Here is a 25050-nt window from a genome sequence, read left to right as displayed (position 1 = left end):
TCAAGTTTAGGGAATAAGGTTTTAACATTTCCTTCGACCTAAAGACAACTAACTAAAACTATATATGGAGCATTTCGTTATTATTGGCAATGGAATTTCTGGTGTTACAGCCGCTAGGCATATCCGAAAACTGTCTGACCATAAAATAACTATCGTTTCAGCTGAATCTGATTATTTCTTTTCTCGCACTGCTCTTATGTATATTTACATGGGACATATGACATTTGAAAACACAAAACCCTACGAAGATTGGTTTTGGAAAAAAAATAGGATTGATCTTAAAAAAGGTTTTGTCAATCTCGTTGATACAGACACAAAAACACTTCATTTTGAAAATAAAGAAAGCCTTAAATACGACAAACTCATAATTGCAGCGGGAAGTAAACCAAACAAATTTGGATGGCCAGGACAGGACTTAAATGGCGTTCAAGGCTTATATAGTAAACAAGATTTAGAAAACCTCGAGGTTTATGCTCCAGACAATAACACCTGTAAACGTGCCGTAATTGTTGGGGGTGGATTGATCGGCATTGAATTAGCCGAAATGCTCCATTCTCGAAACATACCAGTAACCTTTTTAGTACGTGAAAGCAGTTTTTGGAATGGTGTTTTACCTGAAAGCGATTCTGCTATGATTAATCGCGAAATTGAACGAAACGGAATTGACTTACGTTTATCAACAAATCTAAAAGAAATAGTTTCAGATGAAAATGACAAAGTGAAATCGGTAATCATAGAAGAAACTGGAGAAGAAATTGCTTGCGATTTTGTAGGTTTAACCGCAGGTGTTTCTCCTAATATAAACTTTCTAAAAAACTCTACGATTGAAACCCATAAAGGTGTTTTAGTCAATCGATTTTTAGAAACCAATATTTCTGATGTATTTGCAATTGGTGACTGTGCCGAACAACGCGAAGCCATTGGAAATCGCAGACCTATTGAAGCCGTTTGGTACACAGGTCGGATGATGGGAGAAACTGTTGCACAAAGCGTTTGTGGTAATCGCATCCCGTATAAACCAGGTCATTGGTTTAATTCAGCTAAATTCTTTGATATTGAATTTCAAACTTACGGGTGGGTACATGGCAAAAAAGGTAAACCAGAGTATGAAGAACACTACCATTGGAAACATCAAGACGACAATAAATGCATTACGATTGCTTATCATAAAGATAACAATGAGTTTTTAGGTATAAACACGTTTGGTATTCGAATGCGCCATGAAGTTTTTGATAAATGGCTAACTGAAAAGCGATCAGTAGATTTTGTTTTAAATCACCTAAAGGAAGCCAATTTTGATCCCGAGTTTTATGCACATCACGAAGCTGATATTTTGAAAACATGTAATAATTTCTATCAAACAGCATAACCATGAGCAATAAGTTAAATTACAGTTTGTCAATTGCTACGCCTGATGGATATAAAAATACGCCTAGACAAAAAGCCATTATTTTAACAGGTGTGATTGGTCTCTTCGTTTTAGTTTTAACACTTTTTAATTTAGATACATTTTCAGGTTTAACGCTCTACACGTCTTTATCTTTAATTTGTTTAAGTATTTGCAGCTATGCTATAGATTTATATGTATCCAAACCAGAAGGGATAAAAAACAATGGTGTCTGGTTCAAGTCTATTTCTTCAAGAGGTCTTTATGGCTGGTTAACAGGCGTTGTTTTAACACTTTTTTACATCGTATTGTATTTTTATCCGCAATATTTAGGACTTAATTTAAATGGTGGAGCCAATACCGGATTAATTGCTTTCTTCGATCCGTTGAGCAGACTGTTAAGTGGAAATCCAGCAAGCCAGTGGTTTGTTTATGGAACGCTATATACAATCGCTATTTTAGCATTTGGTTTTAAGTTCTTATTGAAGTATCGACATAATCGTTACGAACAATTACGCACCTATTCGGTAATGTTTTTTCAGCTTGCCTTTGCCTTTTTAATTCCAGAGTTTATGGCACGGCTGAACTCTGACACCTTTAGTCTACCTTATTACGATTTAAAAAACATTTGGCCATTAAATTATTATAATTTTGAGCAGTATCGCGTAGACTCGATGATAAGCGCAGGTGATGTTGGTCTAGCCATCTTAATTTTTGGAATTGCTTCTATTTTTATAATTACACCAATTCTAACTTACAAATACGGGAAACGATGGTATTGCTCTTGGGTTTGTGGTTGTGGCGGACTAGCAGAAACTGCAGGAGACCCTTTTAGACATTTAAGTGATAAACGTCAATTTGCCTGGAAAATTGAACGATGGGTAATACATAGCGTCCTTGTTTTTGTTGTTTTAATGACCACTGCAGTTGTGCATTCCTATTTAGAAGCTGACACCAGTAAATATTGGTTAACTAAAGATGTGTTCTTAATTCTGGTAGCTTCTTTTCTCACTTTAATTTTTGTTCTAACTATGATTTTTAAACGTCATGAGCTAGGCAAAGATGCACGCTATGGTGCTATTGGGTATTTTATAATAATTATGGTGTTATTCGCTATGCATTACGTTTCTAACAGTAATATCTTTCTGTTTCAAGCGGAAACCTTGCGTTCAACATATGGTTTTTTTATTGGCTCTATATTTTCAGGTGTAATTGGCACTGGCTTTTATCCTATTTTCGGAAGTCGCGTTTGGTGCCGTTTTGGGTGTCCTATGGCTGCTATTTTAGGATTTCAGCAACGTCTATTTTCAAAATTTAGAATCACCACAAATGGCGGACAATGCATTTCCTGTGGAAATTGTTCAACATATTGTGAAATGGGTATTGATGTTAGAGCCTATGCCCAAAAAGGTGAAAACATTGTGCGATCTAGTTGTGTAGGTTGCGGCATCTGTTCTGCTGTTTGCCCACGTGGTGTTTTAAAACTAGAAAACGATAGCATGAAAGGACGTATAAACCCAACGGAGATTCTTTTAGGAAATGATGTGGATTTAATGGATTTAGTAAATCAGAAATAAATGAACAGCCCTTTGTCACGCTGAGCCTGTCGAAGCGCATAAAAACCTAAATAACAAAAACATAGAGCCCCTTGTCACGCTGAGCTTGTCGAAGCGCAATCAAAACAATCAAATATGAAATTTTATTACGTCTACATACTTCTCTGTTCAGACAACACCTACTACACAGGTATGACGAACGATTTAGAAAAGCGTATTTTACAGCATAAAGCAGGGCACAGAAAAGACACCTACACATATTCCCGAAGACCTATGAAATTGGTATGGCATTTACAATGTACTAATCCAACTGAAGCTATTAAAATAGAAAAACAAATCAAAGGATGGTCACATAGAAAAAAGGAAGCATTGATAAATGAAAACTGGAATCATTTAATTGAGTTCTCTAAAAATTATTCAGAGTATGATCATCCTGATAAAAGAAATGAGTCCTCGACCAGCTCGGACTGACATCGTTATAAATATTATAAATAATAAGCCCCTTGTCACGCTGAGCAAGTTTACCTTGAGCTTGTCGAAAGGTCGAAGCCATATAAACCCTAAAACATTTGTACTTTTGCCAATCGAAACAAACAGCTAATGTCCATTATAAAAGTCATCATTCCGGCTTACAACGAAGCAGACTCCATTGCTCATGTTATTAATGAGATCCCAGATGTTGTTAACGAGATAATTGTGGTAAGTAATAACTCGAATGATGATACTGAAGTCAACGCCAAACAAGCTGGTGCAACGGTTTTAACCGAAAACCGCAAAGGCTATGGTTATGCGTGTTTAAAAGGTATAACTTATATTTCAGAACAAAATATCAAACCAGATATCGTGGTATTTTTAGATGGCGACTATAGTGACTATCCGGAAGAATTAACCAAACTTATTCAACCCATGACCAAAAACAATATCGATTTTGTAATTGGTGCACGTGTGAAACGACTACGAGAGAAAGGTTCTATGACAGGACCTCAGATATTTGGCAATTGGCTAGCCACTAAGCTTATGGCATTATTGTTTCATGCTAAGTTTACCGATTTAGGCCCATTTCGCGCTATTAAGTATGATAAACTTTTAGCTTTAAATATGGAGGACAAAACCTATGGTTGGACTGTAGAAATGCAGTTAAAAGCACTCAAACAAAATATGACTTATACCGAAATCCCTGTCAGGTATCGCAACCGCATTGGTGTCTCTAAAGTGTCTGGAACATTTAAAGGAGCTGTTATGGCTGGCATAAAGATTTTGGGTTGGATTTTTAAATACGGACTTAAAAAATGATAATAGAAACCATTGTCATAAGCATATATACCCTAGCCATACTCATGATTTTTGTGTATGCTTTGGCCCAGCTAAATCTGTTAACCAATTATTTAAGAGCCTCCAAAACAAACCACCAATCTCCACTGTTTGATTTATCAAATCCAGAACAAGTGCCTTATGTAACTATTCAGTTACCCGTTTATAATGAATTGTATGTAATAGAACGCCTACTCAATAACATCGCAAAAATAGACTACCCCAAACATAAATTGGAAATTCAAGTTCTAGACGACTCAACCGATGAGTCCTTAAAAACAACAAAACTACAAGTTCAAAAACTACAACGAACAGGTTTAGATATAAAACATCTTCATAGAAAAAATCGAGAAGGATTTAAAGCTGGTGCTCTTAAAGAAGGATTGAAAGCGGCTCAAGGCGAATTCATCGCTATTTTTGATGCCGACTTCCTACCAAAACCCAACTGGCTTAAACAAACCATTCCTTATTTTAAAGATGAAGCCATTGGTGTTGTACAAACCCGTTGGGGACATATCAATCGTGATTATTCGTTGTTAACCAAAGTTCAGGCATTCGCACTAGATGCACATTTCACTTTAGAACAAACAGGGCGTAGTAGTAAAGGCCATTTTATTAACTTTAATGGAACAGCTGGTGTTTGGCGAAAAACCTGTATAATCGATGCTGGAAACTGGGAAGGCGACACCCTTACCGAAGATTTAGATTTAAGCTATCGTGCGCAACTTAAAAACTGGAAATTCAAATATTTGGAACATGTTGAAACACCTGCCGAATTGCCTGTAGTAATCAGTGCGGCAAAATCACAACAATTCAGGTGGAACAAAGGTGGTGCCGAAAACTTCCAAAAATTGCTGTTTAAAATTTTAAGAAACAAACAAATAAGTACAAAAACCAAAGCACATGGTATATTACACTTGCTCAATAGTACCATGTTTTTAAACATCTTAATAGTAGCCGTATTGAGTATTCCTATGCTGTATATTAAAAACCAGCACACGAGCCTAAAACCTTACTTTATCATAATGAGTTTCTTTGTGTTAAGCACGCTGATTTTCTTTAGCTGTTATTGGGTCATGTATAGGCGTATTTATGGTTCTAGCCTCAAGGATTTCGTAAAATATATAGCTATGTTTTTCACATTCTTTTCAGTTGCTATGGGCTTTTCATTACACAATACCTTGGCTGTAATAGAAGGTCATTTGGGTAAACGCAGCGACTTTATTCGTACGCCAAAATTCAATATTAACACCACGCAGGATCCTTATAAAGACAACAAATACCTTAAAAGTACATTTTCATTTAAAGTCATTTTGGAAGGCCTGCTCATGGGCTACTTTGCCTTTGGCATGTACTCGGCATTTGTGGTAGGCAACGGCGATTTTGGGCTCTTCCCCTTCCACCTCATGCTCTTTTTAGGCTTTGGATATGTGTTTGTTAAGTCGGTGTTTATAAAGGCTTAAATCATTTCATACAATTATAAGCTATATTTAACCTATGCAAAACAATGAGGTTACCAAACGAAACACGTGGCTCGGGTTTTATGTACTAGTGTCCATAGTATTATATCTATTGTTTGCCTATACCTTGGAGCGTACCCAAAGCCTTAAATTAGTCCTGTTATACGCTGGACTGTTTTGGGCCTTCTGTAAGCTGGTATCGCTGTTAAAACACCACCCAAAACTAGTAGTAGGCTTGGCATTTGGCTTTCGGGCACTGTTCATTTTGGCAATTCCAAACCTATCACAAGATTTTTACCGGTTTATCTGGGATGGCCGCATGGTTTTGGAGGGCTTTAATCCCTACCTGTATACACCGCAAAGTTTTATTAATCAAAACCTGTTTCCCATAACTCAAGCTCAAGAATTGTTCAATGGCATGGGTAGCTTAAGCGCTGGGCACTTTACTAACTATCCGCCTCTAAATCAATTATGTTTTATATTAGCTGGGCTATTTGCTGGCAAAAGTATTTGGGGTTCTGTTCTAGTATTGCGTCTCATTATTATTGCGGCAGACTTTGGTACACTAATGTTTGGCAAAAAACTCTTACAAGCACTAAACCTACCAACCTATAATTTGTATTGGTATATCCTCAATCCGTTTATTATTATTGAACTCACAGGCAACCTTCATTTTGAAGGTGTCATGGTCTTTTTCCTAGTTTGGAGTCTCTACCTGTTGCACAAACACAAATGGCAATGGGCAGCAGTGGTATTTGCCTGTTCGGTATCGGTTAAATTAATCCCTTTGTTATTCCTACCACTGTTCTTCAAATGGTTCACCTCTAAACCAAAGCCTGTCATTTCGAGCGCAGTCGAGAAATCTCATAGCAATAAGTCCGTCATTGCGAGTAAAGCGAAGCAATCTCTTGGCAAAGAATCGATAAACAAGTGGATTCCTGCCTCCGCAGGAATGACAAAGCTCTTTTTATTTTATGGGATAATAGGTTTGGTCACAATCTTATCATTCCTACCCTTCTACAATCCACAATTCCTAAACAACTACACAGAAACCGTGGGATTATGGTTTCAAAACTTTGAATTTAATGCTAGTCTATATTATCTATTTCGTGAAATAGGCTTTTGGATTTCCGGTTATAACCAAATTGCTATTATTGGTAAATTACTGGCTTTTACAGTCTGTAGCAGTGTTATTATGTTGGGTCTAATAAGAAATAACACAAATACAAAAAATGTCGTTTTAAGTATGCTATTGGCTTTAACAGTGTACTTATTTTTATCTACAACGGTTCATCCTTGGTATCTGGTTACTTTGTTATTACTGTCTGTTTTCACGCATTACAAATTTCCTTTAGTATGGAGCTTTATGATTGTGTTAAGCTATCTAGCATACAGTTATACAGACTACTCCGAAAATCTCTGGATTATTGCATTTGAATATGTGGTGGTTTTTATAGTATTTTTGTGGGACTTGAAAAAAACCAAGCCACTTGAAAATTAATTTTCCAAAGCTCTTTAGAAGACTCTTAAGAATCATTGCCACTTTGGTAGTGTTGTATGTCCTGTCCTTAGTATTTATGTACTTTAAACAGGAACGCTTCTTTTTTAATCCCAAGCATTTAGATAAGGATTATGTTTACACTTTTGAACAGGAGTTTGAAGAATATGACATTCCCGTTGCTGAAGGCGTAAGCTTAAACGCCTTATTATTTAAAACACAACAACCTGAAAAAGGTGTTATTATATATTATCACGGCAATGCTGGTGCCATACATGAATGGGGAACACGTGCACCATTGTATTTAGATAACGGCTACGACATTCTGTTTTTTGATTACAGAAACTATGGTAAAAGTGATGGTGAATATTGCAATACAGAAGAATTATTACATGATTCTGAAACAGTCTACGACTTCGTGAAAAAACGGTATTCAGAAGACCAAATTGTAATATTAGGTTATTCCTTGGGTTCTGGATTGGCTACTTATGTAGCTTCAAAAAACAATCCTAAAATGCTAATATTAAATGCGCCATACTACTCGTGGAAAACACTCATTACTGAAGAAATAGCACCACCCATTCCAGAGTTTTTAATTAAGTATGATATTCCCACGTATGAGTATATTAAATCAGTTACTTGTCCAATAAACATTTATTATGGGACTCGTGATTTTTTAATTCATCCAGACACGAACGCTAAAAAGTTACAACTTATTCAACCCGAAAATATTAGTTTACATCCCATTCGTGAAGGAGGTCATAACGGCTTACACATCACTAAACAATATTACGACGAGCTCAAGAAAATTCTGTAGTTAAAAAAAGAGCTTAGCTATAAACATATCGACTACCTCTACTAAAATAAGAATGATGATAATCCACTCCAGCTTGCTACTTTCCTTATGATCCATGATATCTTTAAAGAGTTCTAAATTCTCTTTTATAATATCAATTCTATCATGAATTAAGTGATAACGATCTTTAAGATCAAAGGTTTGCTTGAGTTCAGAGTTCAATTTATTTAATTGCTCATCTTCCCAAGTACTATCTGGTGAGTCAAAAATATAGAGGTTCTCTGATATTTTGTTCTTAATGTTTAAGATTTTACCAATAAACCGTTTGAGTTTATTTCCAGAAATATCCAATTTGCCTTTATTTTCTAAATACAAGGTATGCTCATTGGTTTCAATCAATAAATCTTCAGTTATTTGAGAATAACGAGTTAAGGCCACAGATTGGGAAGCATTAAGCATTACCAAGCGAATCATTTCATCATTCATTTCAGGCAAAATAACTTTTTCAAAGGTTACCGCCATTTTATTTGGAATAATATCGACTTCAATATCTTCAGAATTACTATCAAAAGTATAGTTTTTAGAAAACAGTTTAATGTGTTTTAAAATCCTATCTATTTCAGCACTATCCATGTTGAAAAAACTCACCATGCCATAGTGAAAGATATACAAGAATTTATCATCGGATTTTTTAAAATAAATCTCATCACTATCTTGAAAGAGCAACTGCATTGACAGTTGCTCTTTAACTTGTTTGATATTGATAGTGTCTGCTACTTGATAAGCAACAACATTATACATGTCTCATGAATGTTTGAAGGTTTCGTTAGGTTTTTTAAAGCATTTAAACTCTAACATATAACCATTTGGATCTTTAATAAAAAAAGACGTATGCTGACCCAGTTTTCCTTCTAAAAACGTTGTTTTGGTTACCAATTCTAAATCGGTATCCTTAAATCTGTTATAGATTTCTTTCCAAGCAATACTGTCAACTATAACACCAAAATGAAAGGAAGGCAGAATACGTCCTTCAAATACATAGTTGGGATTATTAAAATCAAACTTTCCTGCTTTAATAAACGTCATTTGATGTCCATAAAGGTTCACATCAATCCAATTTTGCGTATGCCTACCTAAAGTGGCACCAATACTGTTAACATAAAAGTTCTTTGTGTCTTTAATGCTCGAGCATGGTAAAGACATGTGAAATGATGTATCCATAGAAAAAAGAATTAGATGGGTTTTAAACTTTCAACTCTATATATAACCAAGTCTTCATCATCATCTTCATATACTTCCACAAACGTAATGCGAAACTCTTGGTCTCTTAAGCTTTTATCATTTTTTAAGTCGAATTGTTTAAGGACACGCGGGTGTACTTCCTCAAAAGCCAATTCTTCTCCATTTTCAAACCAAAACGTAAAATAACCGTTCTTGTAAGACTTAAAAACAGCAGTTCTCATGATTCTAAATTAATTTAATCTTCTTCGTTATCGGTGGTGTCATCCTCTGAAACTTCTAATTCCGGATCTTGCACTGCTTCTGGATCATCATCATCAAAATCCTCATAATCATCCTCATCATAATTTTCCATGGTTACAGCCAATTTGGTGCTCACTTTTACCAAATATTTGGTATCTTCAGTAGTCACTTCAACAGCATCAATAATTTCATTTTTAGCATTTCGGAAGGTGATGATTTGATCTTCATCATAACCATCTGGATACTTTTCAACCAACAAAGCCAAAATTTCTGGTGTTAGTTTTTTAAAATCTACAATTACGCGTTTCAAATTGTCTTTTTTATTCATAATTACATATCTAATAAGTAGGCGAAAATTAATGGCGCTACAATAGTAGCATCACTTTCTATTATAAATTTTGGTGTGTTAATATCTAATTTACCCCAGGTTATCTTTTCATTTGGTACGGCTCCGGAATAAGAACCGTAACTAGTTGTTGAATCTGAAATTTGACAAAAATAACTCCAAAACGGTGTATCAGTACGTTCCATATCCTGATACAACATAGGTACAACACAAATAGGAAAATCACCTGCAATTCCGCCTCCAATCTGGAAGAATCCAATTCCTTTTTCAGAATTATCTGTGTACCAATCGGCCAAGAAGGTCATATATTCAATTCCAGATTTCATGGTACTGGCTTGCAATTCGCCTTTAAGAACATAACTCGCAAAAATATTACCCATGGTACTGTCCTCCCATCCTGGACAAACAATTGGTAGATTCTTTTCAGCCGCTGCGTACATCCATGAATTTTTAATATCTATTTCATAGTATTCTTCTAAAACTCCAGACAATAATAACTTGTACATATATTCGTGAGGCAAATAGCGCTCACCTTTAGCTTCAGCATCTTTCCATATTTTAACAATATGTTCTTGAATTCTACGAAACGCTTCTTCTTCGGGAATACACGTATCCGTTACACGGTTCAAGCCTTTTTCAAGTAAATCCCATTCGTCTTGAGGTGTTAAATCGCGATAATTAGGTACGCGTTTATAATGTGAATGAGCGACTAAATTCATAATATCCTCCTCTAAATTGGCACCTGTACAAGAAATGATATGCACTTTATCTTGACGAATCATTTCGGCAAATATTTTACCAAGTTCGGCAGTACTCATAGCGCCAGCTAAAGAGACCAACATTTTAGCACCTGAATTCAATTGATCTTCATACCCTTTTGCGGCATCTACCAAGGCAGCTGCATTAAAGTGTAAATAGTACTTTTCTATGAATTGTGATATATGTCCTTTAGTTGTCATCTTCGTCATTAAATTTAGAAAATTTATTAATACCTACTTGAGATTCGTTAAAATTATTATCGAAATTATCGTCAGCTTCATCATGCATAAATTTATATGATAGCATTTTGTAATATAATTTAGCTGCCAAGAAGTCTGAAGACCCTTCATTAGGGTTTGGACATAGTTCAACAATATCAAAACCAACCACATTTTTTTCTTCAAAAACCTGCTTTAAAAACTCTAATGTTTCATACCAAAGTAAACCACCTGGTTCTGGTGTTCCAGTACTAGGCATAATAGAAGGGTCAAAAGCATCTAAATCAATAGTTATAAATACGTTATCAGTCATTAAATCTATTGCCGAATCCATCCAAGTATCATCCACTGCCATATCATGCGCAAAAAATGTTTTGTCAGTATCCATAACAGTGGTTTCAATAACGTCCATGCTTCTAATACCTACTTGAATCAAGTTAGTTGTTTGGCTTGCTTCATAAACAGCACAAGCATGATTGCATTTGCTACCATGATACTCTTGACGTAAATCGGCATGCGCATCTAACTGTAAAACCGTAAGATTATCATAACACTCATTAAAAGCACGAATAGTTCCTATAGAAATAGAGTGTTCACCCCCAAAAATAGTAACAAACTTATTCTTTTTGATATACTTTTTAGTAACGTCATGAACAGCATCAACCATACTTTCTGGTGAGGTGTTTTCGGTAACAGGATTAGCCAGATACACACCCTGTTTATATACTTCAGTTTGAGTTTCTATATCATAAAGTTCCATATTTTCTGATGCATGTAAAAATGCTTCTGGACCTTTATCAGCTCCTTTTTGCCAAGTACTTGTACCATCATATGGCACAGGAATTAATACAATTTTTGAATTGTCTAATTTGGAATATTGGTCTTCTATTCCTGCGTATGTTTTATTACTCATTGTAACCTAAAATTTTAAGTAAGTCTTCACTTTTTTGTTGTTCACTAAATAGTTTTGTGGTGATATTTCCGTTATCATCCTTATTGATTAAAATATGCTTTGGCGACGGAATTAAGCAGTGTTGTAAACCTCCAAATCCGCCAATAGTTTCTTGATACGCTCCCGTATTAAAGAAGCCAATGTATAAAGGTTTTTCCTTATTGTATTTTGGTAAATAGATAGCGTTCATATGCTGCTCGCTGTTATAATAATCGTCACTGTCGCAGGTTAATCCACCCAATAACACACGTTCATAGCTATCATACCAACGGTTAATAGGCAGCATAATAAAGCGTTTGTTAATAGCCCAAGTATCTGGTAAAGTTGTGATAAATGATGAGTTAATCATGTTCCACTTTTCACGATCGTTCTGCTGTTTTTGGTATAGCACTTCATAGATTGCTCCGCCACTTTCGCCAACGGTAAAACTTCCAAATTCAGTAAAAATGTGTGGTACTGCTACTTCCTCATCTTCACAAACCGTTTTTATTTGGTTAATGATTTCATCAACCATATATTCATAATCAAAATCAAAAGCCAACGAGTTTTTAATTGGAAAGCCGCCACCAATATTCAAGCTATCTAATGATGGGCATATCTTCTTCAAACTCGTGTAAACCTTCAGGCATTTAGACAACTCATTCCAATAATAAGCATTATCTCTAATTCCTGTATTGATAAAAAAGTGCAACATTTTTAGTTTCACCTTTTTATTATTCTGAATTTGAGTTTTATAGAATGGCACAATGTTTTTGTATCCTATACCTAAACGAGATGTGTAGAACTCAAATTTAGGCTCTTCTTCAGAAGCAATACGAATACCTATGTTGAATTTACCTTTTATTTCTTCAGAAAGTAAATCAATTTCTTCATAGTTATCAATAATCGGAATGGCATTTTTATGACCATTGTTAATCAATCGTGCAATATTAGTAACATATTGAGCACGCTTAAATCCGTTTGAAATCACAAACGTTTCATCAGTAATTTTTCCTTCAGCCTTGAGGCTTTCAACAATGTCAATATCAAAAGCTGAAGATGTTTCAATATGAATATTATTTTTTAATGCTTCATCTAAAACATGTTTAAAATGTGAGCTTTTTGTACAGTAACAATAGTTGTACTTGCCCTTGTACTTATGTTTTTTTATGGCATTACCAAACCACGTTTTAGCTCGATTGATATTATTAGAAATTTGAGGTAAATACGTGAATTTTAAAGGTGCACCATAATCTTCAACCAACTGCATTAAATCAATATCGTGGAATTCTAGTGTTTTATTTTCAAGTTTAAATTCTTCTTGTGGGAAATCAAATGTTTGATTAACCAAGTCAATATATTTTGTATTCATTAATAGTTTTTAATTGAAATTTAAAGGTACAAACTGAAATTAACTTTCAGCATTAAGATATCATTAAATATCAAATAATCAAACTTGAATTTGTGGATGTGTTGTAGGAATGAATCCAAACAAATGTTGGCTCATGACGATGTAGTAAGCGGAAGTTAGCTCTAAAATTCGGTTACTTAAACGATAAGCAGCTTTTGAATATGACTTCCTAATTTTCAAAAGCCCGAACATAAAAACAGGTTTCAATTTGTTCAGCTAAATGCGCTGCAAATGTAATTTTTTTTTTGACATGCAAAACATTTTCATATTTTTTTTGAAATTATTTTTATGCCTTGAAATTCAGTATCTTTTAATCATTAAATTAGTCTTTTACTAATTGAAAAGGTACGTTCCCTTGTAAAATGATTGCAATGGCTAAATAGCACTATTATTGTAAAAAGAACAGCTATAGATTTGAGTATAAATCTTAATAATTATGAAAACAACAGCACTAATGTCACAGAAAAAAAATGACTTAAAAAAGTCTCAAATTGAAAAAAAATCGCTAATAAACAAAAATGATTATTGGCCGTTTGACCTAGACACGCAATCAGCCAAAAAAACAATTTCTTTTTTAAGCATTATTATGATGACTCTTTTCTTCTCCAGTAATCTACTAGCTCAAAACAACACTGGAACGGAAGTAAAAGGCATTGTTAGCGATGAAAATGGCCCAGTAGATCAAGTAACCATTACCTTGAAAGGTACAGACACCCGAACCATTACAGACAAGAAGGGTATGTTTACCTTTCCACAAACACTAAAAGAAAAGGATGTTTTGGTTTTTAGTCATTTAGGGTATCACGCTCGAGAAATAAAAATAGACAAAAATGCACCATTTATAGAAGTTGAATTGGCTTCCGAAACTGTTCAAATACTTGGCGCTTTGCAAAGTGACAAACCTTATAAAAGTAAACGCAAGAAGTAAGGTGCTTCCTTTCTAAATTTATGAAACAATTACTGTATAGCTGTATCTTTTTAATAGCATGTCAAATCCAAGCGCAGCAGTCCGATTTCAAACATATTGACTTTCGGAAAGCCGATAGCTTGGCATTGGCTTTTAAAAGCGCTGATTTATATGATTTACAGGAATTGACTAATTACCTAACCACTGGATTGACAACCGATGTAGAACGCTTTAGAGCCATTTACATGTGGGTTTGCACCAACATAAAGAATGATTATAATCTGTATTTAAAAAATAAACGCAAACGGCAACGCTTTAAGGCAGACAGTCTAAAAACTCAAAACTGGAACAATCGATTAAAAAAAGATGTTTTTAGAAAGTTAATTAAAGATAAAAAGACCATTTGTACAGGTTATGCTTTTATGGTTCAACAACTGGCGTCATTGGCCAACATCCCATGTGAAATTGTTCATGGTTATGGAAAAACGAGCACCAATTTGTTACATGAATCGGATATGCCAAACCATACCTGGAATGCTGTAAAACTCAACGACAAATGGTACTTGTGCGACCCAACTTGGGCCAGTGGTATCCAGAATGCCGAAACCTTGACATTTACTTTTGACTATAATGACGGTTATTTTTTAACCAATCCAGAACTCTTTATTCTGAATCATTACCCTATAGATACTAAATGGTTATTGTTTGAAGGCACAACACCAGCTTTTAGGGACTTTTTGGAAGCACCTCTATTGTATGGCAGCGCTTATAAAACGCTAGAAACCCATCATGCTCCTAAAAGATTTCATAATACGGTTAAAAAGCACGAAACCGTCTCATTTACGTATCAATTACAAAAACCTGTTTCTGATAATACCATTAGCCTTATAATAGATAATGGCACAAGCGATAGGCATGTTTCACCAACAACAAAAATTATAAATCAAAACTTAACTCTGGAATACCAGTTTAATGCTGTTGGGTTTTATGATGTACATCTCATGATTGGTGAGGAGTATATTTCTACGTATACGTTTGAGGTGAAAGGTTGAAAAACAACAATAATTGACTTTGTTAAAAAATTCAACTAACTTCGTTTAAGGCTGATATAAACAATTTAAACAATTCATATCAGAACGTAAACGAAACTTCAAAATTTAAAATCTAAAGCATCTTCAAGGTATTCACCTCTTGTTCGGTCAGGTGTTTCCAATGACCACGAGGAATGTCTTTTTTGGTTAAATGCCCAATGGCGACACAATCAATTTTAATCATGTCATAATTAAAATGATCAAAAATGGTTCGGATAATGGTGTTTCCTGTATTCTTTATTTTTAAGCCTATTAGATTTTTACTTTCGCCTTTTATATAGCTTATTTCTTCAACAGCTATTAACTTACCATCAATTTTAAAACCGTCTTGAATACTTTTTAAATCTTCGTATTTAAGGTTTTTATCCAATTCCACCTGAAACAAACGCGGCACACCATTTTTAGAATTTGTAAACTTTTTTACGACACTATCATCATTGGTAAATAACAGTAATCCTGTAGAGTTTCGACCCAAACGGCCTATTGGTTTTATTTTAGCATTGGTTGCATTGGCCACCAAATCCATAACCGTTCTGCCTTTTCCTTCACTAGTAGTTGTAGCAAAGCCTTTTGGCTTATTGAGCAATACATAAGCATTCTTTTCTGGGTTAATACGTCTGCCATCATAACGTACGTCATCTTCCAGCTTAACCTTATAACCCATTTCTGTAACAACCTTTCCATTTACAGTAACTAAACCAATAGCAATATGCTCATCAGCTTCACGACGTGAGCAAATACCTGAATTGGCAATATATTTATTAAGCCTGATGCTATCAGAATCACCAGATGTATTGGTTGTTGCTTTCTTTTTCATAGGTGAATTACCGCGTGCCAGGCTCTTATCGCCTGAATTATTACCACCTCTTCCCGTTGTGTTTGCGTTATTATGTCTTTGTCCTCTTCCTGAAGGTCGCTTCTTTCCGCCTGTTCCTTGCTTTCTGCTCATGATTACCAAATTTTTGGCAAAGATAGATGATAATTAATAGCTTAACTAATAATAGGAATTTTATTCAATATCACTGACACATCAATCAATGGAATACTAACAACTCCAGCAATAATTATAAATTTCAATATATTGTGAAGCACCAAATACTGTGGCTTACTGGTTGATTTCCATAATAGTAGCTGAAAAACAACCAGTAAAATTACACTCAAATAAAAGAAATAAGCCATTCTACCAACCTGAAATTTATAAATGAGTAAAAAGGCTGGAATGAGTGTTAGTGCACCCAGTATGGTAAGCATGGCTTTTGAAGCTTTTTCCCCATAAACCACAGGAATCGTATGGTAGTTTTGAGCCAAATCACCAGTAATATTCTCTAAATCTTTTGTGAGTTCTCTCATTGATATAACGAGAAACAAAAACATGGCATGAACAAAAATAACCGATTCAAAGTTTTTGTAATATATGAAGATGACAAAAAAAGGAGTAATGGTTAGAATAGCTGATGTCAAATTACCTACAAAGGGCATTTTTTTGAGTTTATGCGAATAAAACCAAATAGCAAAAATATAAACTGAAAAGAAAATAACTGCTTTGAACGAAACATAGCTAGCTAAAATGACTGCAATAAAATTAAGCACGAAATAGAATGAAAGTTTGGTGTTTTGACTGACCAACCTATCTAACATAGATTTCTGCGGACGATTGATTAAATCTTTTTCAGAGTCATAAAAATTGTTGATGATATAGCCTGCAGCAATGGTTGCCGAGGATGCTAAAACCAACATAAAAAGATTGAGGTCTAGCAATACTGAACGTAAGGTCTTATTGTGTGCCAAAATATAAATGGCGGCAAGATATTGCGCTATGATAATAATAAGAATATTGTAACCTCTTATGACAGAAAACATACTAAAAAACTTTAGTAAAATATGTTTTTGCCTACGGGATAACATGTCGGGAGATTTTAGAAGTTGTATACAACCTCTAATTTATAATCTTTGAGGGATTCTTTGGCTTTTTCAATGTTTTCAGTAAAACCAAGAATATAGCCTCCACCTCCAGAACCACATAGTTTAAGATAGTAATCATTGGTTTCAAGACCTTTTTTCCATAAATCATGAAACTGTTTAGGAATCATTGGCTTGAAATGATTTAAAACGACTTTAGACAATTGTTTTGTGTTTTTAAACAATGATTTCACATCACCTTTAAGAAAATCATCCACACAGGCATCTGTATGTTTAATAAACTGGTCTTTAAGCATACTACGGAAACCTTCTTGTTTCATATTTTCCATAAAAATACTAACCATAGGTGCCGTTTCACCAACAACACCACTATCTAATAAAAAGACTGCTCCTTTACCATCTACTTTTTGTGATGGAATACCCGTTGCTTCAATGTTGTCTTTTGAATTAATGAGAATAGGAATGCTTAAATAACTATTCAAAGGATCTAAACCAGATGACTTACCATGGAAAAAGGATTCCATTTCAGAAAATATGGCTTTTAATTTTAAGAGTTTTTCTCTTGTTAAATTCTCTAAAACCGTAATTTTATTGAAAGCATATTTATCATAAATAGCAGCAACCAAGGCACCACTACTTCCCACACCATAACCTTGAGGAATTGACGAATCAAAATACATACCTTCAGCCAAATCACTACGAAGGGCTTCAACATCAAATCTCACCAATTGCGAGTCTATTGTTTCTAAATAATCAGCAAACCGCTTTAAATTATTATTTGATTTTTTTGTGACTTCCGTATCAGTATCTGAAACCTTTAGGGCTCCATTGTAAAAGTTATAAGGAATTGATAGTCCTTTAGAATCTTTGATGATACCATATTCTCCAAAGAGTAGAATTTTTGAATAAAAAAGTGGTCCTTTCATCTGATTAATGAAAAATTAATAATGCAAAGTTAATAATTAAACTTTAGATGTTTTTACAATACTAACCAATAATCGTAACATTTCCTGTGATTTAGGCTTAAATTTTTCAAATTCTTCTTTATTGATAAAATCCGTTGCGTATAACAAATCTAACCAATAATCTGTTTCATTGGCTTCCTTTAAGCTAATTGACATCTTGTTTGTGAAATCAGGTTTGCTTTGTGCAAATTCAGCTTCTCGTACATTTGCTCCAATTGATGTTCCTGATTTTAAAAGTTGTCTAGACATCACAAATTCTTTTCTATTGTTTGCCAATTCTTTGTATAAATCAACAATATCAACTGCAAAATCAAAGCTTTTATCTTTAATAACATTAGGTTTCATAAATGAATAATTTTAGTTCTACACCCAAAAGTTAAGGTATAAAAATTATTCATTTTTAACTTTTAATCATTAATTTTTTCTGCACCAAAACCAATTTCGTCGCAAATATATTCTTCATTTTTACAATATGCAACTAACTCGTTCTGAATAAATTCCAATATTTTTTCAGACTCTTTCTTAGGATAAAGCACATGAACGTTGGCTCCAGCATCTAAAGTAAAGCCCATATGTAAACCCGTTGCTTTTCTGAATTTCCAAATTTTATTGATTATCTCTAAAGTGTTTGGCTTCATCAAAATAAAATATGGTATACTCGTCATCATCATGGCATGTAATGTCAAGGCTTCACTTTCTATAAGTTCAATAAAAGAATCTAAATCACCTGATTTTAAAATTGATTTCAAACTTTCTAAATTAGTATGAGCCTGTTGGAATCTGTTTTTTGCAAAAGGATGATCATGCATTAAATTATGACCAACTGTACTACTTACCTGCTTTTCTCCTTTATCAACCAACAAAATGGTGTCTTGATACTGTTTAAAATTGTCGTGAACTAGGTATGGGTATTTCACGCCATATAAATCCGTACTTCCAACTATGCTTTCGGTTTTTCCCCAAACAATTAAGTCTCCTTCTATACTTCTACAAGCCGAACCAGAACCTAAACGTGCTAAAAAGGATGCTTTTTGGTTAAAAAACTCGACAGTCATTTGTGGTTGAATAGACTTTTCAATACTCATCAAACACAAGGCCAAAGCACTCATTCCAGATGCAGAAGATGCAATTCCGGAACTATGTGGAAAGCTATTTTGGGTTTCAATTTTAAAATGATAATCTTTTAAAAAAGGAAGATATTTTTCTACACGTTGAAAAAAGACCTCAATTTTAGGCTTGAAATCGTCTTTTTTAATCCCGTCTAAATACACCTCAAATGAAAAATCATCTACATTTTCTTTTGGAGTATAGGATAAAGTTGTTATTGTCTTACAATTATTGAGAGTAAAACTAATAGATGGATTCTCCGGAATCTGATCTTTCTTTTTTCCCCAATATTTTACAAGTGCTATATTACTTGGTGATTCCCAAGAAACTTTCCCAGTTTGCTTTGCAATAGTATATGGCTTTAGAATAAAATCGTGTTCGGTCATGGTTCAGTTAATCTTCGGACAAAGATAATAACTTTAGCATTGTGTTGTAGTTTCTAGCAGTTGCGAATGTTTGAAATTTTCGTTCAAAAAAATTGACATTAAATTTTGCCTTACCCAAACCTTTATCATGAAAATAATAAATACAATCATTGATAATGTGATATTCTTCACCTTCATACACTTTTTGTGAAGCTTCACGAACCACTTCAGCTTTTGGCTCATCATGCAGCATCATAAAATAACTGGCTTTCTTTTTTTCTTCATTAAAAGGAGATTTTTCGAAAATGTTCAGCAGTTCGGTTCTAGTTTTTACCAAAACAGATACTTCAAAACCAAAATGAGATTGTATGGCTTTTGAAATGTACTCTTCAATTTCTAGCTTATTACTTTCACTGGTTTGCAAAATCACATTTCCGCTTTGAATATAGGTTTGTACATTTTGAAAACCTTCTTTTTCTAGCAAATTTCTCAAATCTATCATAGGTACTTTTTTATGACCACCTACATTAATACCTTTTAATAATGCAATATATGTTTTCATTTGGCTATTGCTTTTGCTGAAATATAAGCACCTGTCCAAGCATTTTGAAAATTAAATCCACCTGTTACAGCATCAATATTCAGTACTTCACCTGCAAAATACAAGTTTGGAAAAAGCTTACTTTCAAAGGTTTTAAAATTCACCTCCTTTAAATCCACACCACCAGCAGTTACAAACTCGTCTTTAAATGTACTTTTCCCGCTAACATGAAAAACAGCTTGTGTTAATTGAGCGGCTAATCCCTCTAATTGACTTTTATTCAAATCTGCCCAACGCGCTTCTGTTTCAATATCTGCAGCTAAAACCAATTGTTTCCATAGCCGTTTTGGCAAATAAAATTGAGCTGATTTCAAAACTAATTTTTTTGCCAAATCATGCTTAAAAAGCTTTATTTTATTTAAACAATTTTCATAAGTATCATTAATGAAATTAATTTCAATATCAAATAAATAGTTTCGTTTTGCTAATTCAACAGCACCAAAAGCTGATAATTTTAGAATAGCCGGAGCACTCATACCAACATGTGTTATAAGCAAAGGGCCTTCACTGAACAAGTCAGTTCCAAGAACTTTCACGCTCACCTGTTGGGCAACCACACCAGGAATATCCTTTATACGATTATCTTTAATATTAAAAGTGAAAAGTGACGGAACAGGATTAACAATAGTGTGGCCTAAATTTTCAAGTAGCTTCCAAAACTTTACACTACTTCCTGTTGCTATTAAGAGTTTTTTACAAGAGAATTTTTCATCTTTTGCCTCTAATTCAAAACCTAAATTATCAGTTGGAATTATTTTGGATACATTTTTACTATAAAAAACTTCTACATGGTGTTTTTTAGCTTCATTTAAAAAACAATCGACAATTGTTTTAGAGCTATCTGTAATGGGAAACATACGTCCATCATCTTCTATTTTAAGTTCCACACCTCGTTTTTCAAACCATTCAATGGTATCACCAGTCATAAATTGATGAAAAGGTCCTAACAATTCTTTTTCACCTCTGGGGTAATTCGTTACTAGCTCTTGGGGTATAAATTCGGCGTGTGTAACATTACAACGACCTCCTCCTGATATTTTCACTTTCTGAAGGCCTTCTTTAGCTTTTTCCAATATCGCAATTTTCAAGCTAGGGTTTTGTTCAGCCATATTAATGGCTGCAAAAAAGCCAGCAGCACCTCCACCAATTATAATAACGTCAAAGCATGTTTTATTCAAGTGAATTTCTTGTTTCTGTTTGAATTTTGAAATGTACTAAAAATCAATCTAAATTTAGGTCAACGCCCAATCCAAATGTGAACCTAAAACCTTCAGCACCATGGAATAAATTAAATGAACCTGAAATACTTTCGGCAGCAGTAATCCAAAAACCGCCACCATAATCATTATGCCATTTTTTTGAGCCTTCGCCTTTATACCAAACCCTTCCTAAATCAAAACCACTGTAAACACCAAATTGCAGCGGCAACGTACTGGTTTTAATTGATTTAAATGTGTAACGTAAATCTGCACTTGTCACAAAAGCATTTTGTCCAACGAATCTTTCATTTCTATAACCTCTTAAGCCATTATCGCCTCCCAGACTTGATGCCTGATAAAACTCGAAGTCGTTCCCAATTCTAAATTGGGCATTCACACTCGTTTTTAGGACCAATTTTCGATTTTTAGTAAGTGAGTTATAAAAGCCCATGTTTGTATTAATATATCCAAAAACCTTCTTAACATCTTCAAGTTCTGTTGTACCTCCAAGATGCAAACCAAAATTCATGCCTCTTGTAGGATTTGCTTTATTATCATAACTCTCATAATCGTAATCTAGCTCAAGAGATGAATAAAATTTCATATCGTAAAAATCTGAATCGGTATCAAGAGATTTTAAAATCCTATTCGCGTCATTTACAATTTTAAAACCCTCTAGAACTGTTCTAAAACCATAATCACTGCCAAACGGTCCTCTTCTAACCATTCCAAATCGTGCAGCATAGGATTCTGTTCCAATCCGATTAAAATCCATACCTAATTCTGATTCATTATTAACGGTCTCATTACCATAGCCAAAAAAGTTTTGCGTGTAATTTTTAGTCGTAAGCTTACCGCCTATAATCATATTCCAGTCTTCATAAACATTTGCGATTTCACCATTATAGTTGACTATAAATCCACTTGTGGCAGTAAAATAAGCTACATTAAACCGATGTTGAAGCGAAAATGGATTTCGTTGAAAGCCATTTTTGGTCATGGTGACTGTAGCTCCCAACAAAAACCCATCGTCAGGATTGTAACTAATGGCAGGAGAAAGTACATTGGTTTTGGTAATATGCTTTTTGTAATCAAATAAATTAAGATTATAGACATCTGTAAATCTAATGACCGATCTTTTTTTGTTTACAATAGTATTTTCCTTTGACTTATGATCATAAACTTTAACGCGTCGACCACTTTTAACATTGTATGAATCATTACCATAACCACCCACTATTCTTGTATAAATTAGATTATTGGCTTTTCCTGAAACCTCAAAAACATCATCATCATCAAGCCCATAAATCCAAATTTCTTTGGTTGTGTCCCTATGGTAGGTTCTATCAACAATAACCTCACCTTTTTTGCCATCGATTATTCTTGAAATTTTAACTCGTGTTTCTTTATTTCCAGCTCTGGCAACCTCAATGTAATCATCTTTATCAGTTCCTGTCAAAACAACCAGACTGTTCAAATATTGGTAATAACGCTTTGCTATATCTACCATATTCTCTCTTCTAGCTTTTAAGTGACCAACTATTTCTGTTAATGTTGAATCTTGAACAGCTTTTGGGACATGGGCAAAAGCTTCCGTTATGATGTCATCTGTAATGTGGTCTTTGAGAAATTCGGCTTGCTTTATCCAGTTAGATTCATCTGCTTGCTGAAGTAAAACTCTATCTAATTTAATCCCTGCACTGTTTATCCACTTTAAATCTTCATTGCTCAATTGATCATCATAAACCTGCAACTGATTAGTAGATGCTGAAATAAAGCGCGCAACATCTAATATAGCACCATCAAAATTTGCAAAAACTTGATCTCGATCCCTAGGTATAGGCTTATAAATATTGTCTCCATTGTCCAAATCAAACTGCGCCCAACGCCATTGGTCTTGGTGCCTATCCCAATCACCAATTAACATATCAAATAAACGCGCTCTGATAAAAGCATTTTCATCAATTTTATGCTTTTCATCCTCTCTAATTTTCTCTATTATATCATAAGTGCTTTCAATATCATCAGCATACCCAAAGTTTCTTTCTTTTGAATAATTCTCTTCTGGTCGCTCTTCAACCATATATAATTCGCCACCATACTCCTTATTAAAATCTCCTAAATGTTTATGTTTGGGTATAAAGTATATTTTAGGATTAGTGTGATAAACCTGCGCAGCATGGGCTAAAGTTGGCACGACCATAAAAGCATATGGATGGGCTGCTGTGTAAAAATCTAGAATTAAACTTTGCACAGCAGTTTGTTCGTAATCATCACCAATGTATGTTGTTTCAAACATAGAAGTTTGCAAAAATTGAGTAGCACTTTTTCGTAATGCACGCATGTTAAGTTCTCTTCCGTCTTTTGTTTTTAATCGTAATGAACGTGTTTGATGACCACCTCCCTTTCTAACTACTTCCAATCCACCATGCAACGTGTCTAACGTGGCTACTGGAACTTTAATTTTCTGACTGTAAACATCCCTATAATGATCGCCCCAAATGCTCTCAAAAAATGCAGATTTATCAGTCTCCCCCTTACTGTAAATTGAAACTTCGACGGAATCTGGAAAAGATTCACGTAATTCTTCGACATTAAAAACAGATTTAGGTTGAATAATCTCCTTTTGAAACAATAATTTAGGTTTGTTGTTTTCAACCCCAAAAAACTGAACCCAACTACTTCCATCCTCGTAAATTATTAATTCAGCGAATCCTTGTTTCCCATAACTAAATAGACCGTTCTCTCCCAATGCCGCAACAGATTCCTTTGCACCTGACCCTGAAACAATCTGCTTAACTCCTTCTTTTTCTATGTATTGCAACGAATGTTCATGTCCTGAAACAATAACTACGTTTTTGGAATCTAGAACCAATCTTTCCATACGGTTCATTAATTCATTATAGCTTTCATTAAATCTATCTTGAATAGAAACGCCTCCTTGTGTTCTTATTTGTGTGACTAGTGATGCTAGAATAGGCAATGGAATTTTACTTGCAGAAGGATACAAATGCCTATATGCTGGATAATAACCACCATGAATCCCATTAGTGTACATTGGATGATGCATAGCGATAATGGTAGTCTTTTTTTCTGACTTTTTAATTTCACCTTCCAATTCTTCTAGAAAACGTTCTCTTGTTTTTATCTCGCAATCATCATTAATGGTTGGGTTTTTATTCCAGTTTTCAATATACCATTCTGAATCTACTATAATAAGCTGAATTGAATCACTAACATCAATACTTTCAATAGGACAACCATCTTCTGGTAAAAACGTGTTCTTACCCAAAGCATCCTCTATAAATTTTTCTTGTCTTTTAAGACCTTCCAACCCATTTGAATACCAGTCGTGATTTCCAGGAATAAAAATGGGTATACCATTAAAGTTCTCTATAGATTTTAACTGACCATTGAGCGCATTTTCAGCAGATGCCCTATACTTATGACCTTTTTCTGGCAGACCCTCTGGATAAATATTATCTCCCAAAAATATGGCATAATGCCCCTTTGTATCTTTATCTGAAACATAGTTATGAAAAGCTGTTAAGGCATAAGACATGCTATTTGGTGGTGAATATCCAGCATCACCAATAAGGTATAGTTTGGTTTCAACTTTTTTAGCAGGTAAATCAGTGGCTATGAATTCTTCTGAAGTATATTGTGGCTTATAAGTAGCACATGAAAACGTTATCAATAACAGTAAAGCAAAAACAAATCGGATAGGCATTTTTTACATT

The 25050-nt window shown here is 34.3% G+C and carries 24 protein-coding genes; 9 read left to right on the top strand and 15 right to left on the bottom strand.

Translation table 11 applies throughout. The features are described 5' to 3' along the window. Window positions 1–64 precede the first annotated feature (64 nt). From C1S72_RS10190 to C1S72_RS10160, 7 genes are all read left to right on the top strand, one after another. A complete protein-coding gene (locus C1S72_RS10190; RefSeq protein ID WP_104735495.1) occupies window positions 65–1369 on the top strand; it encodes an NAD(P)/FAD-dependent oxidoreductase in 1305 nt (434 codons plus the stop codon). 2 nt (window positions 1370–1371) lie between these two features. Then, window positions 1372–2964, top strand: coding sequence for a 4Fe-4S binding protein (locus C1S72_RS10185; RefSeq protein ID WP_104735494.1), 1593 nt, complete (start codon window positions 1372–1374; stop codon window positions 2962–2964). Window positions 2965–3078: 114 nt separating this feature from the next. Next, window positions 3079–3414 (top strand): GIY-YIG nuclease family protein, encoded by a 336-nt coding sequence (locus C1S72_RS10180; RefSeq protein WP_104735493.1) that lies wholly within the window; start codon window positions 3079–3081, stop codon window positions 3412–3414. A 129-nt stretch (window positions 3415–3543) separates the two neighbouring features. After that, window positions 3544–4236 (top strand): glycosyltransferase family 2 protein, encoded by a 693-nt coding sequence (locus C1S72_RS10175; RefSeq protein ID WP_104735492.1) that lies wholly within the window; start codon window positions 3544–3546, stop codon window positions 4234–4236. Beyond that, the gene (locus C1S72_RS10170; RefSeq protein WP_104735491.1) at window positions 4233–5717 is read left to right on the top strand and encodes a cellulose synthase family protein; all 1485 of its coding nucleotides are present in this window, start codon (window positions 4233–4235) and stop codon (window positions 5715–5717) included. Before C1S72_RS10175 ends, C1S72_RS10170 begins: the two co-directional genes overlap by 4 nt. 34 nt (window positions 5718–5751) lie before the next feature. Continuing rightward, window positions 5752–7215: a mannosyltransferase gene (locus tag C1S72_RS10165; protein ID WP_104735490.1), complete on the top strand. Its 1464-nt coding sequence runs from the start codon at window positions 5752–5754 to the stop codon at window positions 7213–7215. Next, a complete protein-coding gene (locus C1S72_RS10160; protein WP_104735489.1) occupies window positions 7205–8029 on the top strand; it encodes an alpha/beta hydrolase in 825 nt (274 codons plus the stop codon). The genes C1S72_RS10165 and C1S72_RS10160 overlap by 11 nt, the downstream gene beginning before the upstream one ends. Here C1S72_RS10160 and C1S72_RS10155 read toward each other — a convergent pair whose 3' ends face one another. From C1S72_RS10155 to C1S72_RS10125, 7 genes are read right to left on the bottom strand one after another with little or no spacing between them, the layout of a single operon-like run. Next, a complete protein-coding gene (locus C1S72_RS10155; RefSeq protein ID WP_104735488.1) occupies window positions 8030–8809 on the bottom strand; it encodes an RMD1 family protein in 780 nt (259 codons plus the stop codon). 3 nt (window positions 8810–8812) lie between these two features. Further along, the gene (locus C1S72_RS10150; RefSeq protein WP_104735487.1) at window positions 8813–9229 is read right to left on the bottom strand and encodes a VOC family protein; all 417 of its coding nucleotides are present in this window, start codon (window positions 9227–9229) and stop codon (window positions 8813–8815) included. Between the two features lie 11 nt (window positions 9230–9240). Beyond that, a complete protein-coding gene (locus C1S72_RS10145; protein WP_104735486.1) occupies window positions 9241–9471 on the bottom strand; it encodes a hypothetical protein in 231 nt (76 codons plus the stop codon). A 14-nt stretch (window positions 9472–9485) separates the two neighbouring features. After that, window positions 9486–9818, bottom strand: a complete 333-nt coding sequence (locus C1S72_RS10140; protein WP_104735485.1) for a hypothetical protein — start codon at window positions 9816–9818, stop codon at window positions 9486–9488. A 2-nt stretch (window positions 9819–9820) separates the two neighbouring features. Beyond that, complete coding sequence (locus C1S72_RS10135) at window positions 9821–10795, bottom strand: deoxyhypusine synthase family protein (protein ID WP_104735484.1); 975 nt, start codon at window positions 10793–10795, stop codon at window positions 9821–9823. Beyond that, window positions 10785–11726, bottom strand: coding sequence for an agmatinase (gene speB, locus C1S72_RS10130; protein WP_104735483.1), 942 nt, complete (start codon window positions 11724–11726; stop codon window positions 10785–10787). The genes C1S72_RS10135 and speB overlap by 11 nt, the downstream gene beginning before the upstream one ends. Then, window positions 11719–13116: an arginine decarboxylase gene (locus tag C1S72_RS10125; protein ID WP_104735482.1), complete on the bottom strand. Its 1398-nt coding sequence runs from the start codon at window positions 13114–13116 to the stop codon at window positions 11719–11721. Before C1S72_RS10125 ends, speB begins: the two co-directional genes overlap by 8 nt. Window positions 13117–13609: 493 nt before the next feature. On the opposite strand from C1S72_RS10125, the gene C1S72_RS10120 reads away from it, so the two are divergent. Further along, on the top strand, window positions 13610–14083 hold the full coding sequence (locus C1S72_RS10120) for a carboxypeptidase-like regulatory domain-containing protein (protein ID WP_162919955.1): 474 nt from the start codon (window positions 13610–13612) through the stop codon (window positions 14081–14083). Between the two features lie 20 nt (window positions 14084–14103). Continuing rightward, on the top strand, window positions 14104–15114 hold the full coding sequence (locus C1S72_RS10115) for a transglutaminase domain-containing protein (protein WP_104735480.1): 1011 nt from the start codon (window positions 14104–14106) through the stop codon (window positions 15112–15114). 112 nt (window positions 15115–15226) lie between these two features. Here C1S72_RS10115 and C1S72_RS10110 read toward each other — a convergent pair whose 3' ends face one another. The 8 genes from C1S72_RS10110 to C1S72_RS10075 form a co-directional block, all read right to left on the bottom strand. After that, window positions 15227–16102 carry a pseudouridine synthase gene (locus C1S72_RS10110; RefSeq protein WP_104735479.1) on the bottom strand — a complete coding sequence of 292 codons (876 nt, stop codon included), beginning with the start codon at window positions 16100–16102 and terminating at the stop codon, window positions 15227–15229. Window positions 16103–16143: 41 nt separating this feature from the next. Continuing rightward, window positions 16144–17058 carry a geranylgeranylglycerol-phosphate geranylgeranyltransferase gene (locus C1S72_RS10105; protein ID WP_104735478.1) on the bottom strand — a complete coding sequence of 305 codons (915 nt, stop codon included), beginning with the start codon at window positions 17056–17058 and terminating at the stop codon, window positions 16144–16146. 11 nt (window positions 17059–17069) lie between these two features. After that, a complete protein-coding gene (locus C1S72_RS10100) occupies window positions 17070–17999 on the bottom strand; it encodes a mevalonate kinase family protein (protein ID WP_104735477.1) in 930 nt (309 codons plus the stop codon). 36 nt (window positions 18000–18035) lie between these two features. Continuing rightward, window positions 18036–18383: a four helix bundle protein gene (locus C1S72_RS10095; protein WP_104735476.1), complete on the bottom strand. Its 348-nt coding sequence runs from the start codon at window positions 18381–18383 to the stop codon at window positions 18036–18038. Window positions 18384–18445: 62 nt separating this feature from the next. Beyond that, complete coding sequence (gene mvaD, locus C1S72_RS10090) at window positions 18446–19531, bottom strand: diphosphomevalonate decarboxylase (RefSeq protein ID WP_104735475.1); 1086 nt, start codon at window positions 19529–19531, stop codon at window positions 18446–18448. 7 nt (window positions 19532–19538) lie between these two features. Next, window positions 19539–20072 carry a DUF1697 domain-containing protein gene (locus C1S72_RS10085; protein WP_104735474.1) on the bottom strand — a complete coding sequence of 178 codons (534 nt, stop codon included), beginning with the start codon at window positions 20070–20072 and terminating at the stop codon, window positions 19539–19541. Continuing rightward, window positions 20069–21220, bottom strand: coding sequence for a BaiN/RdsA family NAD(P)/FAD-dependent oxidoreductase (locus C1S72_RS10080; RefSeq protein ID WP_230401637.1), 1152 nt, complete (start codon window positions 21218–21220; stop codon window positions 20069–20071). Before C1S72_RS10080 ends, C1S72_RS10085 begins: the two co-directional genes overlap by 4 nt. Window positions 21221–21332: 112 nt before the next feature. Continuing rightward, the gene (locus tag C1S72_RS10075; protein ID WP_162919954.1) at window positions 21333–25040 is read right to left on the bottom strand and encodes a metallophosphoesterase; all 3708 of its coding nucleotides are present in this window, start codon (window positions 25038–25040) and stop codon (window positions 21333–21335) included. Window positions 25041–25050: the final 10 nt, after the last annotated feature.

The sequence above is a fragment of the Hanstruepera ponticola genome (genome assembly GCF_002940745.1).
Taxonomy (GTDB): domain Bacteria; phylum Bacteroidota; class Bacteroidia; order Flavobacteriales; family Flavobacteriaceae; genus Hanstruepera; species Hanstruepera ponticola.
The sequence above is the reverse complement of the archived record's forward strand: the minus strand, read 5'-3'. Positions and strand labels throughout refer to the sequence as shown.

Bases quoted from the DNA above. Each gene is read 5' to 3' on its own strand.
- C1S72_RS10190 (WP_104735495.1), top strand. From the start codon at position 65: ATGGAGCATTTCGTTATTATTGGCAATGGAATTTCTGGTGTTACAGCC.
- C1S72_RS10185 (WP_104735494.1), top strand. From the start codon at position 1,372: ATGAGCAATAAGTTAAATTACAGTTTGTCAATTGCTACGCCTGATGGA.
- C1S72_RS10180 (WP_104735493.1), top strand. From the start codon at position 3,079: ATGAAATTTTATTACGTCTACATACTTCTCTGTTCAGACAACACCTAC.
- C1S72_RS10175 (WP_104735492.1), top strand. From the start codon at position 3,544: ATGTCCATTATAAAAGTCATCATTCCGGCTTACAACGAAGCAGACTCC.
- C1S72_RS10170 (WP_104735491.1), top strand. From the start codon at position 4,233: ATGATAATAGAAACCATTGTCATAAGCATATATACCCTAGCCATACTC.
- C1S72_RS10165 (WP_104735490.1), top strand. From the start codon at position 5,752: ATGCAAAACAATGAGGTTACCAAACGAAACACGTGGCTCGGGTTTTAT.
- C1S72_RS10155 (WP_104735488.1), bottom strand. From the start codon at position 8,809: ATGTATAATGTTGTTGCTTATCAAGTAGCAGACACTATCAATATCAAA.
- C1S72_RS10150 (WP_104735487.1), bottom strand. From the start codon at position 9,229: ATGGATACATCATTTCACATGTCTTTACCATGCTCGAGCATTAAAGAC.
- C1S72_RS10145 (WP_104735486.1), bottom strand. From the start codon at position 9,471: ATGAGAACTGCTGTTTTTAAGTCTTACAAGAACGGTTATTTTACGTTT.
- C1S72_RS10140 (WP_104735485.1), bottom strand. From the start codon at position 9,818: ATGAATAAAAAAGACAATTTGAAACGCGTAATTGTAGATTTTAAAAAA.
- C1S72_RS10135 (WP_104735484.1), bottom strand. From the start codon at position 10,795: ATGACAACTAAAGGACATATATCACAATTCATAGAAAAGTACTATTTA.
- speB (WP_104735483.1), bottom strand. From the start codon at position 11,726: ATGAGTAATAAAACATACGCAGGAATAGAAGACCAATATTCCAAATTA.
- C1S72_RS10125 (WP_104735482.1), bottom strand. From the start codon at position 13,116: ATGAATACAAAATATATTGACTTGGTTAATCAAACATTTGATTTCCCA.
- C1S72_RS10120 (WP_162919955.1), top strand. From the start codon at position 13,610: ATGTCACAGAAAAAAAATGACTTAAAAAAGTCTCAAATTGAAAAAAAA.
- C1S72_RS10115 (WP_104735480.1), top strand. From the start codon at position 14,104: ATGAAACAATTACTGTATAGCTGTATCTTTTTAATAGCATGTCAAATC.
- C1S72_RS10110 (WP_104735479.1), bottom strand. From the start codon at position 16,102: ATGAGCAGAAAGCAAGGAACAGGCGGAAAGAAGCGACCTTCAGGAAGA.
- C1S72_RS10105 (WP_104735478.1), bottom strand. From the start codon at position 17,058: ATGTTATCCCGTAGGCAAAAACATATTTTACTAAAGTTTTTTAGTATG.
- C1S72_RS10100 (WP_104735477.1), bottom strand. From the start codon at position 17,999: ATGAAAGGACCACTTTTTTATTCAAAAATTCTACTCTTTGGAGAATAT.
- C1S72_RS10095 (WP_104735476.1), bottom strand. From the start codon at position 18,383: ATGAAACCTAATGTTATTAAAGATAAAAGCTTTGATTTTGCAGTTGAT.
- mvaD (WP_104735475.1), bottom strand. From the start codon at position 19,531: ATGACCGAACACGATTTTATTCTAAAGCCATATACTATTGCAAAGCAA.
- C1S72_RS10085 (WP_104735474.1), bottom strand. From the start codon at position 20,072: ATGAAAACATATATTGCATTATTAAAAGGTATTAATGTAGGTGGTCAT.
- C1S72_RS10080 (WP_230401637.1), bottom strand. From the start codon at position 21,220: ATGGCTGAACAAAACCCTAGCTTGAAAATTGCGATATTGGAAAAAGCT.
- C1S72_RS10075 (WP_162919954.1), bottom strand. From the start codon at position 25,040: ATGCCTATCCGATTTGTTTTTGCTTTACTGTTATTGATAACGTTTTCA.